14 protein-coding genes are annotated in these 12,614 nt (G+C 69.1%); 7 read left to right on the top strand and 7 right to left on the bottom strand.

The features are described from left to right. Positions 1-219 carry a hypothetical protein gene (locus tag DFR72_RS23795; protein ID WP_090064937.1) on the bottom strand — a complete coding sequence of 73 codons (219 nt, stop codon included), beginning with the start codon at positions 217-219 and terminating at the stop codon, positions 1-3. Between the two features lie 24 nt (positions 220-243). Next, a complete protein-coding gene (locus tag DFR72_RS23790) occupies positions 244-945 on the bottom strand; it encodes a VIT1/CCC1 transporter family protein (RefSeq protein WP_090064936.1) in 702 nt (233 codons plus the stop codon). A 177-nt stretch (positions 946-1,122) separates the two neighbouring features. On the opposite strand from DFR72_RS23790, the gene DFR72_RS23785 reads away from it, so the two are divergent. Together DFR72_RS23785 and DFR72_RS23780 are read left to right on the top strand one after the other, a co-directional pair. Continuing rightward, the gene (locus DFR72_RS23785) at positions 1,123-1,767 is read left to right on the top strand and encodes a hypothetical protein (protein ID WP_090064935.1); all 645 of its coding nucleotides are present in this window, start codon (positions 1,123-1,125) and stop codon (positions 1,765-1,767) included. A 622-nt stretch (positions 1,768-2,389) separates the two neighbouring features. Further along, positions 2,390-2,692: a hypothetical protein gene (locus tag DFR72_RS23780; protein ID WP_090064934.1), complete on the top strand. Its 303-nt coding sequence runs from the start codon at positions 2,390-2,392 to the stop codon at positions 2,690-2,692. Positions 2,693-2,792: 100 nt separating this feature from the next. Here the strand turns inward: DFR72_RS23780 and DFR72_RS23775 are convergent, their stop codons facing one another. The 3 genes from DFR72_RS23775 to DFR72_RS23765 all read right to left on the bottom strand — a co-directional run bounded on the left by DFR72_RS23775 (position 2,793) and on the right by DFR72_RS23765 (position 5,656). Continuing rightward, complete coding sequence (locus DFR72_RS23775; protein ID WP_245983404.1) at positions 2,793-3,353, bottom strand: LysM peptidoglycan-binding domain-containing protein; 561 nt, start codon at positions 3,351-3,353, stop codon at positions 2,793-2,795. A gap of 164 nt (positions 3,354-3,517) precedes the next feature. Beyond that, positions 3,518-4,504, bottom strand: coding sequence for a C40 family peptidase (locus DFR72_RS23770; protein ID WP_090064933.1), 987 nt, complete (start codon positions 4,502-4,504; stop codon positions 3,518-3,520). A gap of 222 nt (positions 4,505-4,726) precedes the next feature. Further along, a complete protein-coding gene (locus DFR72_RS23765; protein ID WP_245983434.1) occupies positions 4,727-5,656 on the bottom strand; it encodes a C40 family peptidase in 930 nt (309 codons plus the stop codon). Positions 5,657-5,904: 248 nt separating this feature from the next. Here DFR72_RS23765 and DFR72_RS23760 point away from each other — a divergent pair, with 248 nt between their 5' ends. The 5 genes from DFR72_RS23760 to DFR72_RS23740 are packed head-to-tail and all read left to right on the top strand — an operon-like array spanning position 5,905 to position 10,460. Further along, positions 5,905-6,897, top strand: coding sequence for an ABC transporter substrate-binding protein (locus tag DFR72_RS23760; RefSeq protein WP_090064932.1), 993 nt, complete (start codon positions 5,905-5,907; stop codon positions 6,895-6,897). A 4-nt stretch (positions 6,898-6,901) separates the two neighbouring features. Then, positions 6,902-8,101 carry an MFS transporter gene (locus DFR72_RS23755; RefSeq protein WP_211335504.1) on the top strand — a complete coding sequence of 400 codons (1,200 nt, stop codon included), beginning with the start codon at positions 6,902-6,904 and terminating at the stop codon, positions 8,099-8,101. A 12-nt stretch (positions 8,102-8,113) separates the two neighbouring features. Further along, entirely contained in the window at positions 8,114-9,121 is a 1,008-nt protein-coding gene (locus DFR72_RS23750; protein ID WP_143086682.1) for a beta propeller repeat protein, read from the top strand. Positions 9,122-9,138: 17 nt separating this feature from the next. Further along, a complete protein-coding gene (pip, locus tag DFR72_RS23745; protein WP_090064930.1) occupies positions 9,139-10,056 on the top strand; it encodes a prolyl aminopeptidase in 918 nt (305 codons plus the stop codon). Further along, the gene (locus DFR72_RS23740; RefSeq protein ID WP_090064929.1) at positions 10,053-10,460 is read left to right on the top strand and encodes a DnaJ family domain-containing protein; all 408 of its coding nucleotides are present in this window, start codon (positions 10,053-10,055) and stop codon (positions 10,458-10,460) included. Before pip ends, DFR72_RS23740 begins: the two co-directional genes overlap by 4 nt. Here DFR72_RS23740 and DFR72_RS23735 read toward each other — a convergent pair whose 3' ends face one another. Further along, positions 10,461-10,979 carry a lytic polysaccharide monooxygenase auxiliary activity family 9 protein gene (locus DFR72_RS23735; protein ID WP_090064928.1) on the bottom strand — a complete coding sequence of 173 codons (519 nt, stop codon included), beginning with the start codon at positions 10,977-10,979 and terminating at the stop codon, positions 10,461-10,463. A 341-nt stretch (positions 10,980-11,320) separates the two neighbouring features. Then, complete coding sequence (locus DFR72_RS23730) at positions 11,321-12,064, bottom strand: class I SAM-dependent methyltransferase (RefSeq protein WP_090065244.1); 744 nt, start codon at positions 12,062-12,064, stop codon at positions 11,321-11,323. Positions 12,065-12,614: the final 550 nt, after the last annotated feature.

Here is a 12,614-nt window from a genome sequence, read left to right as displayed (position 1 = left end):
TCATGCACCCGTCTCACCGACATCGCTGCGTTCTTCCGCGAGCCGTTCGTCCAGCGGTCGCGGGTGAGCCTGCTCGTACTCCGTCATCCCGTACTTGGTGGACTCCGCCCAGCCCTCCTCCGGCTCGGTCTCCAGCGGGTCGTGTCCGAGGTTGTCCTCGTCCAAGCCCTCGAAGTCCTCGCTGTTCTCCTGGACGTAGGCGCCGCGTTCTTCGCTCATGGGCTCCCAGTACCCAAAACGGCGCTATCCGATGCTTTGGCCGACCAGCGAGCCGATGGCGTACGTGACGCCCATCGCGATCAGCCCGCCCGCGATGTTGCGGACGACCGCGCGGCGTTTGCCGGCACCGCTGAGCCTGGCGCTGATGAACCCCGTCAGGGCGAGGGTGAGGACGGCGGCGGCGACCGTGACCGGCACACGCAGGCCGGTCGGGGTGAGGGCGATCGCGGCGAGGGGGAGGAGCGCGCCGATCGTGAACGCGACGAAGCTCGCGATGGCGGCACCCCACGGGTTCGTCAGCTCGTCCGGGTCGATGTGCAGTTCGGCGTCGGCGTGGGCGGCCAGCGCGTCGTGTTCGGTGAGCTGCCTGGCGACCTCCTCCGCGGTCTGCTCGTCGAGGCCCTTGTCCTCGTAGATCTTCTTGAGCTCCTCGAGCTCCTGCTCGGGCGTGTCTCTGAGCTCTCGGCGCTCCTGGGCGAGCAGGGCTCGTTCGGCGTCGCGCTGGCTGCTCACGGACACGTACTCGCCGCTGGCCATGGACATGGCGCCCGCGAAGAGGCCCGCGAGGCCCGCGACGAGGATCTGGGAGCGGTCCGTGGTGGCGCCCGCGACGCCCACCACGAGGCTGGCGGTCGACACGATGCCGTCGTTGGCGCCGAGGACGCCCGCGCGCAGCCAGTTCATCCGATCGCCGGTGACCTCGTCGTGAGGCTCGTGGTGGGTCATTTCCGCAGGTTAGCGCCGGTCCCGGGGGTTGTGCGACGGCCACGCCGCACACCGTTCGGGCTCTGCTGAACGGGTGAGTTCTCCCTGGTCAGAGCCTGGAGGTTCATTTTTTGTCAGACCCCCGTGGCAGCATGTCGAACAGGTGTTCGTGTGCGTGCTAGAGGAGGTCAGTTCCCGATGCAGATCGAACCCAACCGCTGGCCAGGCCGCGTGGTGCCGTCCACCGGTTCCGACGTGGACGTCGCCGTGGAGTCCCTGTGCGTGCGCGCCTCGTGGGCCGATGCCGACCGCCGCTGGGTGCGGCGCCTGCTCGAGCCGTGGTTCCGGGCGGGCTGGAGCGTCGACGCCCTGCTCGTCGCCATCGACAAGAAGCCGGACGGCACCAGCCAGGGCCGCCCCCGTTCCCGCGCCCAGGTCGCGCACGAGTTCCTGCGAGCCCGCCTGCGCACCTGGACGGCGGACGGCGCGGGCCTCGCCAAGCCACCGCTGGCGGGCATCTCCCTCGGCGAGTGGTACCGCGTGAACCGCCGCAACGCCGCCCTGAACGCCCCTCGCCGGGGCGGACCCCTCAGCTCGCAGGGCCGCCAGGCGCAGGCGGAGACGCGTGCCCTCGCCCACCGGCGCGACCCGGTGGAGCGCAGCCGTGAGAAGGGCCGCCGCCGGCAGGAGGTGCTCGACAGCCTGCTCGTGCCGGGGCAGGAGGTGCCGTCGTTCGCCGACTCGTGGCGGCTGGTCGCCGACCTGATCCCGGTGCAGCGGGTGTGCTCGGCCTGCGGGCACGTGCGGAACGAGGTGTCGCGGCAGGCGCACCGCGTCGCCTGAGGGCGGTGAGTGCCGCTCGGTCGGCTGGCAGGAGCAGCGAGGTGCCTCCTGGGTCAGTTGGCAGGAGTGGCGTGGTGCTGCTTGGGGTCGGCCGGTAGGGGCGGCGAGGGGCCGCCTGGGCTGGCTGGCGGGAGTGGTGTGGTGCCGCCTGGGCTGGCGGGAGTGGTGTGGTGCCGCCTGGGGTCGGCCGGTAGGAGCGGCGAGGGGCCGCCTGGGCTGGCTGGCGGGAGTGGTGTGGTGCCGCCTGGACTGGCTGGCGGGAGTGGTGTGGTGCCGCCTGGACTGGCTGGCAGGAGTGGCGTGGTGCCGCCTGGGGTCGGCCGGTAGGAGCGGCGAGGGGCCGCCTGGGCGGCTGGTCTGAGCAGCGCGGTGCAGTTCGGGCTGGCCGGCAGGAGTGGCGAGATGTCGCCTGGGGCCGGCGGGCCGGCGGGCCGGCGAACCAGATCCGGCAGCGTTCCCGGCTTCGCGTTCCCGACCGCGGGATCGTGTCCCCGTCGATCAAGAACATCGGCCCTACCGCGAGAAAAGGGCCTTCTACCTGCGACTTCGCCGAACGGCGGTTGAAGTCGGCCCAGCCCGGGAACACGGAACGAGTTTCTTGTTTCCGATGTAAGGGGCCGACATGCTCGAAGTCACGCCGATGGCCGCCGAGGTCATCAACGAGCTGACGACACAGTCAGAGGGCGCCACCGACGACATCGGCCTGCGTTTCGCCCTGGCCACCGAGCAGGACAGCCAGGCGGCGCTGGAACTGTCGCTCAGCGAGGCCGTCGACGGCGACGAGGTGGTGGCGGCCCCCGCGGGCGCCAAGGTCATCCTGGAGCCGGCGGCCGCACAGTTCCTGGAGGACAAGGTCCTCGACGTGCGCCAGGACGACGAGGGCAACCCCGCCTTCGCGATCGCGCGCCAGGAGACGTCCGACTGAGATTCTTGGTCAGGTGGGATCAACGATGATTCCCCGGCATGCGAATCGGGCCGGACCCCTTCACGAGAAGTGGCCGGCCCGATTCGTGACAGCCCCGGGCTCAGGGAATGGTCAGCACCTGACCGGGGTGGATGAGGTCCGGGTTCGCGATGCCGTTGGCGGACGCGACCTCGCCGTAGCGGTTGCCGTCGCCGTAGAAGCGCTCGGCGATCGCCCAGAGCGTGTCACCGCCCGCGACGGTGTAGGTCTGCACGGCCGGAGCGGCGGGCGCGGCCGGCGCCTCCTCGACCGGCGCCGGAGCAGCCGCCTCGGGGGAGGCCTGCGGCGAGTCGGTGTTGGTGTTGGAGGCCCACTTCGCGCCGCCGTCACCACCGAACACGACCAGGTTCCTGTCGTCCTGCAGGACCAGGCGCGCGCCCTCGTTGCCCTGCGTTCCGGTGGACCACACGGCGTTGTCGTCGCTCGTGTAGAGCACGAAGTTGCCGTCGGCCTGCAGCGCGGCACGCACCGCGCCCTTGCCGTCGGTGCCGCTGGCCCACACCGTGCCGGTGTTCTCGGACAGGACCAGGTTGCCGTCGGACTGCAGGGTCAGCATGTACCCGTTGGCGCTGGTCAGCTGCTGACCGCGGGTGAGTTCCTGCCCGGCTTGCAAGGTGTCCACAACAAACTCCACTTCGGACGATGACGACCGCCCGAACCGGCGGCGCCCGAAGCGGAACCTAGTCAGGCCGCCACCGCGCCGCCGGATCAGCGGCGCACGTGCACCCGAGGGAGTGAAAAACGCCCCCTGCCCGGAGGCAGAGGGCGTTCAGCACCAGAAGGAGATCAGCCCTCGATGCGGCGGATGCCCGAGATCGGTCCGATCGAGTCGATGTCGGCGATCTTCACCGGCTGACCCTCGGTCGACGCGTGCACGGCGCGAATGCCGTCCACGGCCATCGCCACGTGGGACTGGCTCGAGTAGTAGACCAGGATGTCGCCGGCCTTGACCTCGCCACGACTCACCGGGCGACCGGCGGCCGCCTGCGCGTAACTGGTGCGGCCGATGCTCACGCCCGCAGCGCGGTACGCGGCCTGGATCAGCGACGAGCAGTCCCAGGAGTTCGGACCGTTCGAGCCGTAGACGTAGGGCTTGCCGCGCTCGCCGAGCGCGAACTGAAGAGCCCGGCCCGCGGTGCCGGCCGGCACCGAGATGTTCGACATGTCGCCGGACGCGGCCAGCTGGTTCTTCACCGTGTTGCTGAGCGACCGGTACTGGGTGGTCGCCTCCGCGAGCTGCTTGTCGAGATCGGCCTTCTTCTGGTCCATCTCGGCGAGGAGCTTCTTCGACGTCTCGGTCGCCTCGTTGGCCGACTTCGTCGCCGCGTCGGCCGCGTTGACGGCGTCGGTCAGCTTCTGCAGCGCGTCCGCGTTGTCGGCCGCGAGGATGTTGATGGCCGACATGCGGTTGAGGAAGTCCTGCTGCGAGTCGCTCACCAGCAGCGCGGAGATCTGGCTGAAGTTCGCACCGGAGTTGGTGGCCTCGGTGAGGAGGTCGACCTGACCGCGGAGGGACTCCTCGGCCTTCTGAGCGTTGGCCAGGTCGCCCTTGGCCTTGTCCAGCTCGCCCTGCTTGGCCTTCAGGTCTTCCTGGGCCTTGAGGTGGTCCTGGTTGAGCTTCGAGGCCTGCTCGGACAGCTCGTTGAACTTCTTGAGCGCGTCCGCGGCATTGGGCTGTGCGGTGGCCGGCGCCGTGGGGAGTGCCGCCGCGACGACTGCTGCCGTCGCTACGAGAGCTCCACGCACGATGCGGCGTGAGGGTTGCGACACCACGTCGCGGTTCCTCCTTTTTCCTGGCAGTCGCCCCCGCGAGAACTACTCCGCGTGAGGCGACAACCTTGGCGGGTGCCCCGAGTGGGTTAACTGCTGGGCCGAAGGTCTCGGCAAGGTTACGGAATGACCTTGCTCTCGTCCACCACCGGGCCCCATCAGTTCACCGGCCAGCACGCTCTCACAGTCCTCCACGTGGGTTTATCGCGGGGTAGGAGAGACGCGTCACCCGACAACCCGGCGAATCACCGAAATAGGCCCGATCGAGTCGATGTTCGCGATCTTCACCGGCGTGCCCTCGGTGGAGGCGTGCACCGCTCGGGTGCCGTCCACGGCCATCGCCACGTGCGACTGACCCGAGTAGTAGATGATCAGGTCGCCCGGCGCGACCTCGCCGCGGCCCACGCCACGGCCGACCTTCGCCTGGTCGTAGGTGACGCGCGGGATGGACACCCCGGCGGCCCGGTAGGCGGCCTGCATCAGCGACGAGCAGTCCCACGAGTTCGGTCCGTTCGAGCCGAACACGTACGGCTTGCCCTGCTCGCCCAGTGCGAAGGTGAGCGCGACGCCGGCCGCACCCGCGGGTGCGTTCACGGTGACCTTGGGGCCGGGAGCGGCCAGGGTCTGCTTCTGCGGCGCGGACAACGACTGGTACTTCGTCCGCGCGGTCGACACCTGCTGTTCCATGGCGACCTTGCGGGTGGAGACGTCCGCGGCGAGCTTCTCCGCGGCGGCCGCGGCGTTGGTCGCGTCGGTGCGGGCCTTCGTGGCCTCGGCCAGCGTGGCGCTCATGCGCGACACCGCCGCGTTCTGGTCGGCGGCGATGATGTTCATCGCCTGCATGCGCTCCAGGAAGTCCTGCTGGGACGTCGAGGTCAGGAACGCCGAGAGGTCGTTGAGCCGGGCACCCTCGAACGTCGCCTCGGTCAGCGTGTCGACCTGGCCGCGGAACTGCTCCGACTCGGCCAGCGCCTTCTTCTCGGCCTCGGTGGCGGCGACCACGATCCCGTTCGCCCTGGACAGGTCGCCCTGCGCCTTGAGGTGGTCCTGGCTGAGCTTCTCCGCCTCCCGCGTCAGGTCGTTGTAGACCTTCAGCGCGTCGTCGGCGGGTTGCGCGTGCGCCGAAGGCATCGACACCACCGTCGCGGCGATCACGGCGGCCAAAGCGGTAGTCCTTGCAGCACGGCCGGGCACGCGGCCTCCTCAGGAGTCGGAATCGGCTTCTCAGGAGGCCTACGGCCGAACGGGTGCCGGGGTTCAGTCGAGGTGGACGAGCGGTCCTTTTCGACCTGCGTGCGAACGCCCGGTGGCCGGACGATTCCGCACGGTGACGCGCCTACCGCGAATTTTCGGCTAGCCGACCTCTTGATAGGTTAGGCAAGCCTAAATCAGGAGGTGGACAGGTGCGCAGGACAGTCGCCGCGGTTCTGCTGCTCGGCCTAGTGGCCGGGTGCGGTGGAAACGCTCCCACGGAGCAGGGAAGTGGCCAGTGGTCCTTCAAGGACGATCGCGGTAAGGAGGTCACCGCGCCGAAACGGCCGGAGCGCGTCGTCGCGCAGGTGTCCGCCGCGGGCGCCCTCAAGGACTACGGCATCAACGTCGTCGGCACGTTCGGCCCGCTCAAGCGCGCGGACGGCACGACCGACCCGGAGGCCGGCAGCATCGACCCGAGCAAGGTCACCGACGTCACGGGCCCCGGCTACGGCGAGATCGACTTCGAGAAGTTCGCCGCGCTGAACGCCGACCTGGTCGTCGCCGGCTACTACCCCGAGGTCTCCGGGCTCTGGCACCTCACCGCCGAGTTCGAGGAGAAGGTCCTCAAGGTCGCCCCGACCGTCGGCATCGGCCAGTCGAAGATCCAGCTGCCGGACGGGATCAAGCGCTTCAAGGAGCTCGCGAAGTCGCTCGGCGCCGACGTCGAGTCCGCGAAGGTGAAGGCCGACGAGGAGGCGTTCACCAAGGCCGCCGACAGGCTCAAGGCCATCGGCAAGAAGATGACGGACGCGAAGCAGAAGATCCAGGTGATCGGCGCGGACCCGAAGCTCTTCTACGTCGCCGTGCCCGCCCGCAACCCCGACCTCGACTGGTACGTCGAGGAGCTCGGGCTGCCGCTGCTCACGCCGGAGAAGCCCGACACCGAGGGCGGCGGCTACTTCCAGTCGCTGTCGTGGGAGAACTCCGGCACGTACAAAGAGCACGTGATCATGTGGGACACCCGCCAGCACGTGCTCACCCCGGAGCAGATGAAGGAGGGCCACCCGGTCTTCCAGGGCCTGCCCGCCGTGCAGGCCGGCCGGTTCGTCGAGTGGAACGCGGTCGCGCCGCTGAGCTACTCCTCCTACGCCGGCATCATGAACAAATTGGCTGACCAGCTGGACCAGGTGTTGGCAAAGTAGCCATGTGCTGACGCTTCTGAAGGGAAACGGCCCGTTGCGCGTGCTCAGCACCGCACGGGTCGTTTCTGTCGTGGGGGACGCGCTCAGTCTCGTCACGCTGATGGTGCACGTGCAGTCCGTGCTGGGGAAAGCGATCGCGGTGGCGGCGCTGCTGCTCGTGGGCGACTTCGCGCCGTCGTTGCTCAGCCCGCTGACGGGCGTCATCAGCGACAGGTTCGACCGGCGCACCGTCATGATCGTCTGCGAGGTCGCGCAGGGCGTGCTGCTGGCGGTCATCGCGCTCACGCTGCCGCCGTTGCCGGTCCTGCTCGCGCTGGTGGGTGTGCGGGCCGTGATCGGGCAGGTCTTCATCCCCGCCTCGCGGGCGGCGGTGCCGAGCCTGGTCGCCTCGAAGGACCTCGCACAGGCCAACACGGCGCTGGGCCTCGGATCCAACAGCGCCGACGTCATCGGGCCTTTCCTCGCCGCCGTGCTGCTGCAGTTCATGGACACCCGCGGCGTGCTGCTCGTGGACGCGGTCTCGTTCGGCCTGTCGGCGTTGTTGTTGCTGCGCCTGCCGAAGCTCGTCGTGCCGGCCGAGCCGGGGGAGACGGTGTTCACCGACGTGAAGGCCGGGGTGAGCGAGATCTGGCGCAACCGGCCGCTGCGGATCGTGTTCCTCGGCTTCTGCGGGGTCGTCGCGTGCACCGCCATCGACGACGTCGCGGTGCTGCAGCTGACGATGGGGGTGTTCGGCGAGTCGGAGAGCGTGGCCGGTGTCGTGCTCGGCGCGGTGGGCATTGGTCTGCTGCTCGGCTATGCGTTGCTGGCCAGGGGTTCCGCACGGTGGAGCATGGTCACGTTGCTCGTCACCGGGTTCCTGATCAGCAGCGCCGGCAACCTGTTCACCGGCCTCGCGTGGGGCGTGGCGTCCGCGTTCGCGCTGCAAGCGGTGCGGGGTCTGGGGATCGCGGCGATGGACGTCGCGCACAGCACGCTGATCCAGCGGCTCGTGCCCGGTGATCGGACGGGCAGGGTGTTCGGCAACTTCTACGGCGGGATCGGTGTGGCGGCCGCGGTGTCGTACATCGCCGGTGGTCTGCTCATCGACGTGCTGGGGCCGCAGCTGATCCTCGTCATCGCGGGCGGTGCGGGGGTTTTGGTGTCGTTGTGGGTGGTTGCCGCCGCGCGGGCGAGAGGTGTTGAGTGGGAACCAGCCTCTTGAGGGGAGAAGGCGATGTGGGGGAAACGCATTGCTGTCCTTGCTGTTTCGTTGCTGTTGACCGGGTTGACCGCCTCCGTCGCGCACGCGGGCACCGGGGTCGTGCCCGCGTCGACGTCGTGGACGTCCGCTGACCGGGGGTTCGTCCTCGGGCTCGACACCCTGTGCCAGACCGCGAACTGCCCACAGCTCGTCCGCACGCTCGACGGCGGCGCGTCGTGGACGCGGGTGAGGACCCCTGCGCTGTCCGTGCCGGAGACCGACCGGCTGCGGGTGCTGTTCGCGAACGACTCGGCGGGCGTGGTGACCGACGGCGAGCAGCTGTTCGCCACCGCCGACGGCGGCACGCGCTGGGAACCGTCCGGCATCAAGGGAACCGTTGGCGCGCTTGGTTTCGACGACTCCGGGTTCCTCGCGGTGATCTACGACGGCACGTCGTCGCGGCTGTTCCACCGCGAGCTGTGGTTCAGCTCGTGGCAGCCGGTGCCGGGGGTCGAGGTGAAGGGCCAGTCGCGCGGTGAGATCGCTCCCGGTCAGGTGTCGCTGTCCACGATCGGCGTGGAGAGCCGGTACTGGACGCGGTCACCGGCGGGCTGGCTGGAGGAACCGGCGCCGTGCACGGAGTTCTCGGCCACCCGGCTCGGCACGGCCGGCACCGACCGTTATGCGTTGTGCAGCTTCGACCCCGGTTTCGGGAACATGACGAAGGAACTGCGCCAGGCCACGGGCGGCGGTCCGTTCAAGACCGTCGGCGTGCCGCCGCGTGAGGGCATCACGACCGGTTTCGCGGTGTCGCCGGAAGCGGCGCTCGTGGCCGCGACCGGGCGCGACTGGTCGTTCGTGCACCGCGGTGATGGCGCGAAGTGGGACACGCCGCTCACGCTGGGCGGACCACCGTTCGAGGACCTGGCGTTCTCGGACCCGCGCCACGCCACGCTGGTGCGCGGCGGGCCCGGCCAGGAGTTCGCCGAGGTCCACCGGTCCGACGACGCCGGACTGACCTGGAAGATCTTGTCGGTGTAGCTCGGTACGCTCGTCCCATGGAGCCCTACGACCACGGCATGCTCGACGTCGGCGACGGCAACCAGGTCTACTGGGAGACCGTCGGCGACCCCGGCGGCAAGCCCGCCGTGTTCCTCCACGGCGGCCCCGGCGGCCCGGCGAAGGGCGCGCGGAAGTCGCTCGACGCGGAGAAGTTCCGCATCGTGATCTTCCACCAGCGCGGGTGCGGCCTGAGCACGCCCCACGCGAGCGACCCGGCCGCGGACATGGGCGTCAACACCACCGAGCACCTGATCGCGGACATGGAGAAGCTCCGCGAGCACCTCGGCATCGAGAAGTGGTTGCTGTACGGCGGTTCCTGGGGCACGACGCTCGCGGTCGCCTACGCGCAACGGCATCCCGGGCGCGTCTCGGAGATGATCCTGATCGCGGTCACGCTGTCGTCGCAGCGCGAGCTGGATTGGCTCTACAAGGGCGTTTCCCGGTTCTTCCCGGAGGCCTGGGCGAGGTTCAGCGCGCACGCCGGTGGCGCGCCCGACGTCGTCCGCGCGTACGCGGAGCTGCTGGGGAGCCCGGATCGCGCCGTCCGGGAGCAGGCGGCGCTGGAGTGGTGCCGGTGGGAGGACACGGTGCTGTCGCTGGAGAACTTCGGCAAACCGGACGTGTTCGCCGATCGTGCGTCGGACGAGTTGATCGCGCTCGCGCGGATCATCGCGCACTACTACGCGCGCGGCGGTTTCGTCGACGACCTGCTGGGAGGCGCCGGCAGGCTCGCCGGCATCCCGGCCGCGTTGATCCACGGCAGGCGCGACATGAGCTGCCCGGCGGACACGGCCTACGCGCTCGCGCAGGCGTGGCCGGACGCCGAGCTGACCCTCGTGGACGACAGTGGCCACAAGGGCAGCCCCGCCTTCGGCGAGGCGATCGGAGCGGCGGTCAGGAGGTTCTCCCCATGACACAACGGAAACCGCCCGGAATGGGCTTCGAGTCGTGGATCGACAGGCAGATCCGCGAGGCCCAGGAGCGAGGTGAGTTCGACGACCTGCCGAGCGCGGGAAAACCGTTGCCCGGCGCGGGTGAGGCGCTCGAAGAGGACTGGTGGATCAGGAGGAAGGTCCGGGAGGAAGAGGGCACGACAGGGTTGCCCCCTTCCCTGGTGCTGCGCAAGCAGGCCGAGACCGCCAGGGCCCGTGCCCTGGCGGCCGCGACCGACGAGGAGGCGCGCTCGATCATCGAGCGGATGAACGCGGAGATCCTCGACGCGCTGCGGAAACCGTTGTCCGGTCCGCCGTTGAACCTGATGCCGTTCGACGTCGGTGAGCTGCTGCGTGAGAGGAAGGGGACCTCACGCGGTCAGTGATCAGCTCGCGTTGATGTCGATGCAGGAGTAGAACGCCATCGGCGTGTCACCGATGTTCCACACGGCGAGGACCTTGTGCCGGCCCGCCGAGCCCACGTTGACGGTGTGCGACACGCTGGACGGGGGCTGCTGGTTGTTGCCGCTGAACGTCGCGACCTTGCGGCCGTCGACGAAGTAGTCGTAGTCACGCGTGCGGTGGCGCGCGGTGAACGTCCAGTTGAACGTCACCGAACGGCCGGTGTTGGTGACCTTCCAGCCCTTGTTGTCGTTGCTGAGCACCGAGAACTGCGACAGGTTGGCGTGGCAGCTCTGCAGGCCCTTCGGACCCTCGACCGACTGCGGCTCCCACTGGATGGCACCGCAGTCCTTGACGGCGCCGCTGGCGCACTGCGCCTGACGGCTCGCAGGCGAGTTGATGTAGCCGTGCGCGAACGCCGTGCCGGAGGGGAGTGCCACGACGATCAACGGTGCAGCGAGAACGCCGGCCATGGCGGCCGTAACCTTGCGTCCAATCTTCATGTGTCTTCCTTTGCCTTGATGTGTGCGTACTCCCGTTACATCGCGGCGGCGATTGAAGGTCTAGACCATACCGCGCGTAATCGCGGTGCCACAAGACGTGTCTGCCAGATCAGTCAGGTCAGCTGTCCTGTCCAGCCGAACATTGCGGTGTCCAGGGCAAGTTCGCGGTGCTTGCCACGGCGTCCGAGCTGGTTTGCGGGCCGCCACACGTTCTGCCTGAACTTGGCGCATTCTCAACAACCGCGTTGGTTCCTTGCCAACGGCCTGTGGCGCCTGTACGCAGCCTCAAGGTCAGGGCAAGCGTGCCGCGACCTTGAGGCCACCCATGTGCCACGCCGTGGTCAGGCGGCCTCCAGGACGAAGAAGATGAAGCTCAGGAAGGCCCCGGAGGGGAACCTCGCCATCTCGTCGGGAAAGAGTTCGTGGGCTTCCGGCGCCGCAGGCGGCTCGCTGATGACGGCGGTGCGGAAGCCTGCTGCGGTGAAGGCATCGGTCATCGCGTGCAGCGGCCGGTGCCAGTAGGTGAGCACGGCCTTCTGGCCGTTGAAGTCGTACTCGTCGGACCACTTGGTGGTCGCGAAGTAGTCAGTCTCGCGATGCACCATCTTGAGGAGGATGGGGTGGTTGACGACCACGATCAGCCGGCCACCGGGCTTCAGCACCCGCCGCAGCTCAGCCAGAGGTGCGGTCCAGTCCTCCAGGTAGTGCAGCACCAAAGCGGCGACGGCGTCGTCGAACGCGCCGTCGGGGTACGGCAGCGGGCCCGTTATGTCGGCGACCCGCAGGTCCACGTCGTCGCCGAGCCGCTGCCGGGCCAGCTCCACCATCTTGGCGCTGCGGTCGAAGCCGCTCACGACGGCTCCCCGATCACGTAGCGCCGCGGACACAGGACCAGCACCGCAGCCGGCGTCGAGAATTCGTCGACCGGCCACGTCGCCGGCCAGGTCCACGATCGCGGGCCGGACGTAGTAGGCGTTGAGGAGGCTGGTCTCGTTCTCGGCCGTGTACGCCTCGGCGAAGCCGTCGTAGTCGTTCTCCACGGCCACATCGGCGATGACGGCGGAGCTCTCGGGAATGGCAGGCATGTTTCCCATACTGCCCAGTGATCAATCAGGGTGCCAGGAGATCATCTCCTCGCCGATCGCCCGCTTGGGTAGCGCGCTCCCAACGCGAGACACGGGCCGCCAAGCTCCACGCACACCCACCGACCAGCGCCGGCAACGCCACGCTCCCCGGCATCGAAGGAGACACCCTCGCGCTCGCAGGCGAGCAGTTCGAACGCCCACAGCCAGTGTCCTCACCGTTCTGGACACCGCGATCGAGCCGATTCCCCGGCCTCCACGACCACGACAGACGGTTCGTTCCCGCCCTGGCCCTTGGCCAACATCGACGACCCGGGGCCGGGAATCCGCAAACCAGCCCTGGACAACAGCCGTCCGCGCTACCTTGCGGACCGCAGCTCACAGATCTGCACCACCGCAAACTTCAGCTGGACGAGACATCAGCCTGGCGTTCCGGTGGTTCCGCGCACGGCGGCGTGCTGACGGAGGGTGAGGGACCGCCGTCTCAGCAGGCGGCCGGTCCCCGCCTCCGGGGATCGGCGTTCGCGCAGTTCAAACCGGTTTGTGACCGGTA

Source organism: Lentzea flaviverrucosa, from assembly GCF_003350445.1.
GTDB lineage: Bacteria > Actinomycetota > Actinomycetes > Mycobacteriales > Pseudonocardiaceae > Lentzea > Lentzea californiensis.
The sequence above is the reverse complement of the archived record's forward strand: the minus strand, read 5'-3'. Positions and strand labels throughout refer to the sequence as shown.

Bases quoted from the DNA above. Each gene is read 5' to 3' on its own strand.
- DFR72_RS23780 (WP_090064934.1), top strand. From the start codon at position 2,390: ATGCTCGAAGTCACGCCGATGGCCGCCGAGGTCATCAACGAGCTGACG.
- DFR72_RS23785 (WP_090064935.1), top strand. From the start codon at position 1,123: ATGCAGATCGAACCCAACCGCTGGCCAGGCCGCGTGGTGCCGTCCACC.
- DFR72_RS23790 (WP_090064936.1), bottom strand. From the start codon at position 945: ATGACCCACCACGAGCCTCACGACGAGGTCACCGGCGATCGGATGAAC.
- DFR72_RS23740 (WP_090064929.1), top strand. From the start codon at position 10,053: ATGACACAACGGAAACCGCCCGGAATGGGCTTCGAGTCGTGGATCGAC.
- DFR72_RS23750 (WP_143086682.1), top strand. From the start codon at position 8,114: ATGTGGGGGAAACGCATTGCTGTCCTTGCTGTTTCGTTGCTGTTGACC.
- DFR72_RS23730 (WP_090065244.1), bottom strand. From the start codon at position 12,064: ATGCCTGCCATTCCCGAGAGCTCCGCCGTCATCGCCGATGTGGCCGTG.
- pip (WP_090064930.1), top strand. From the start codon at position 9,139: ATGGAGCCCTACGACCACGGCATGCTCGACGTCGGCGACGGCAACCAG.
- DFR72_RS23795 (WP_090064937.1), bottom strand. From the start codon at position 219: ATGAGCGAAGAACGCGGCGCCTACGTCCAGGAGAACAGCGAGGACTTC.
- DFR72_RS23735 (WP_090064928.1), bottom strand. From the start codon at position 10,979: ATGAAGATTGGACGCAAGGTTACGGCCGCCATGGCCGGCGTTCTCGCT.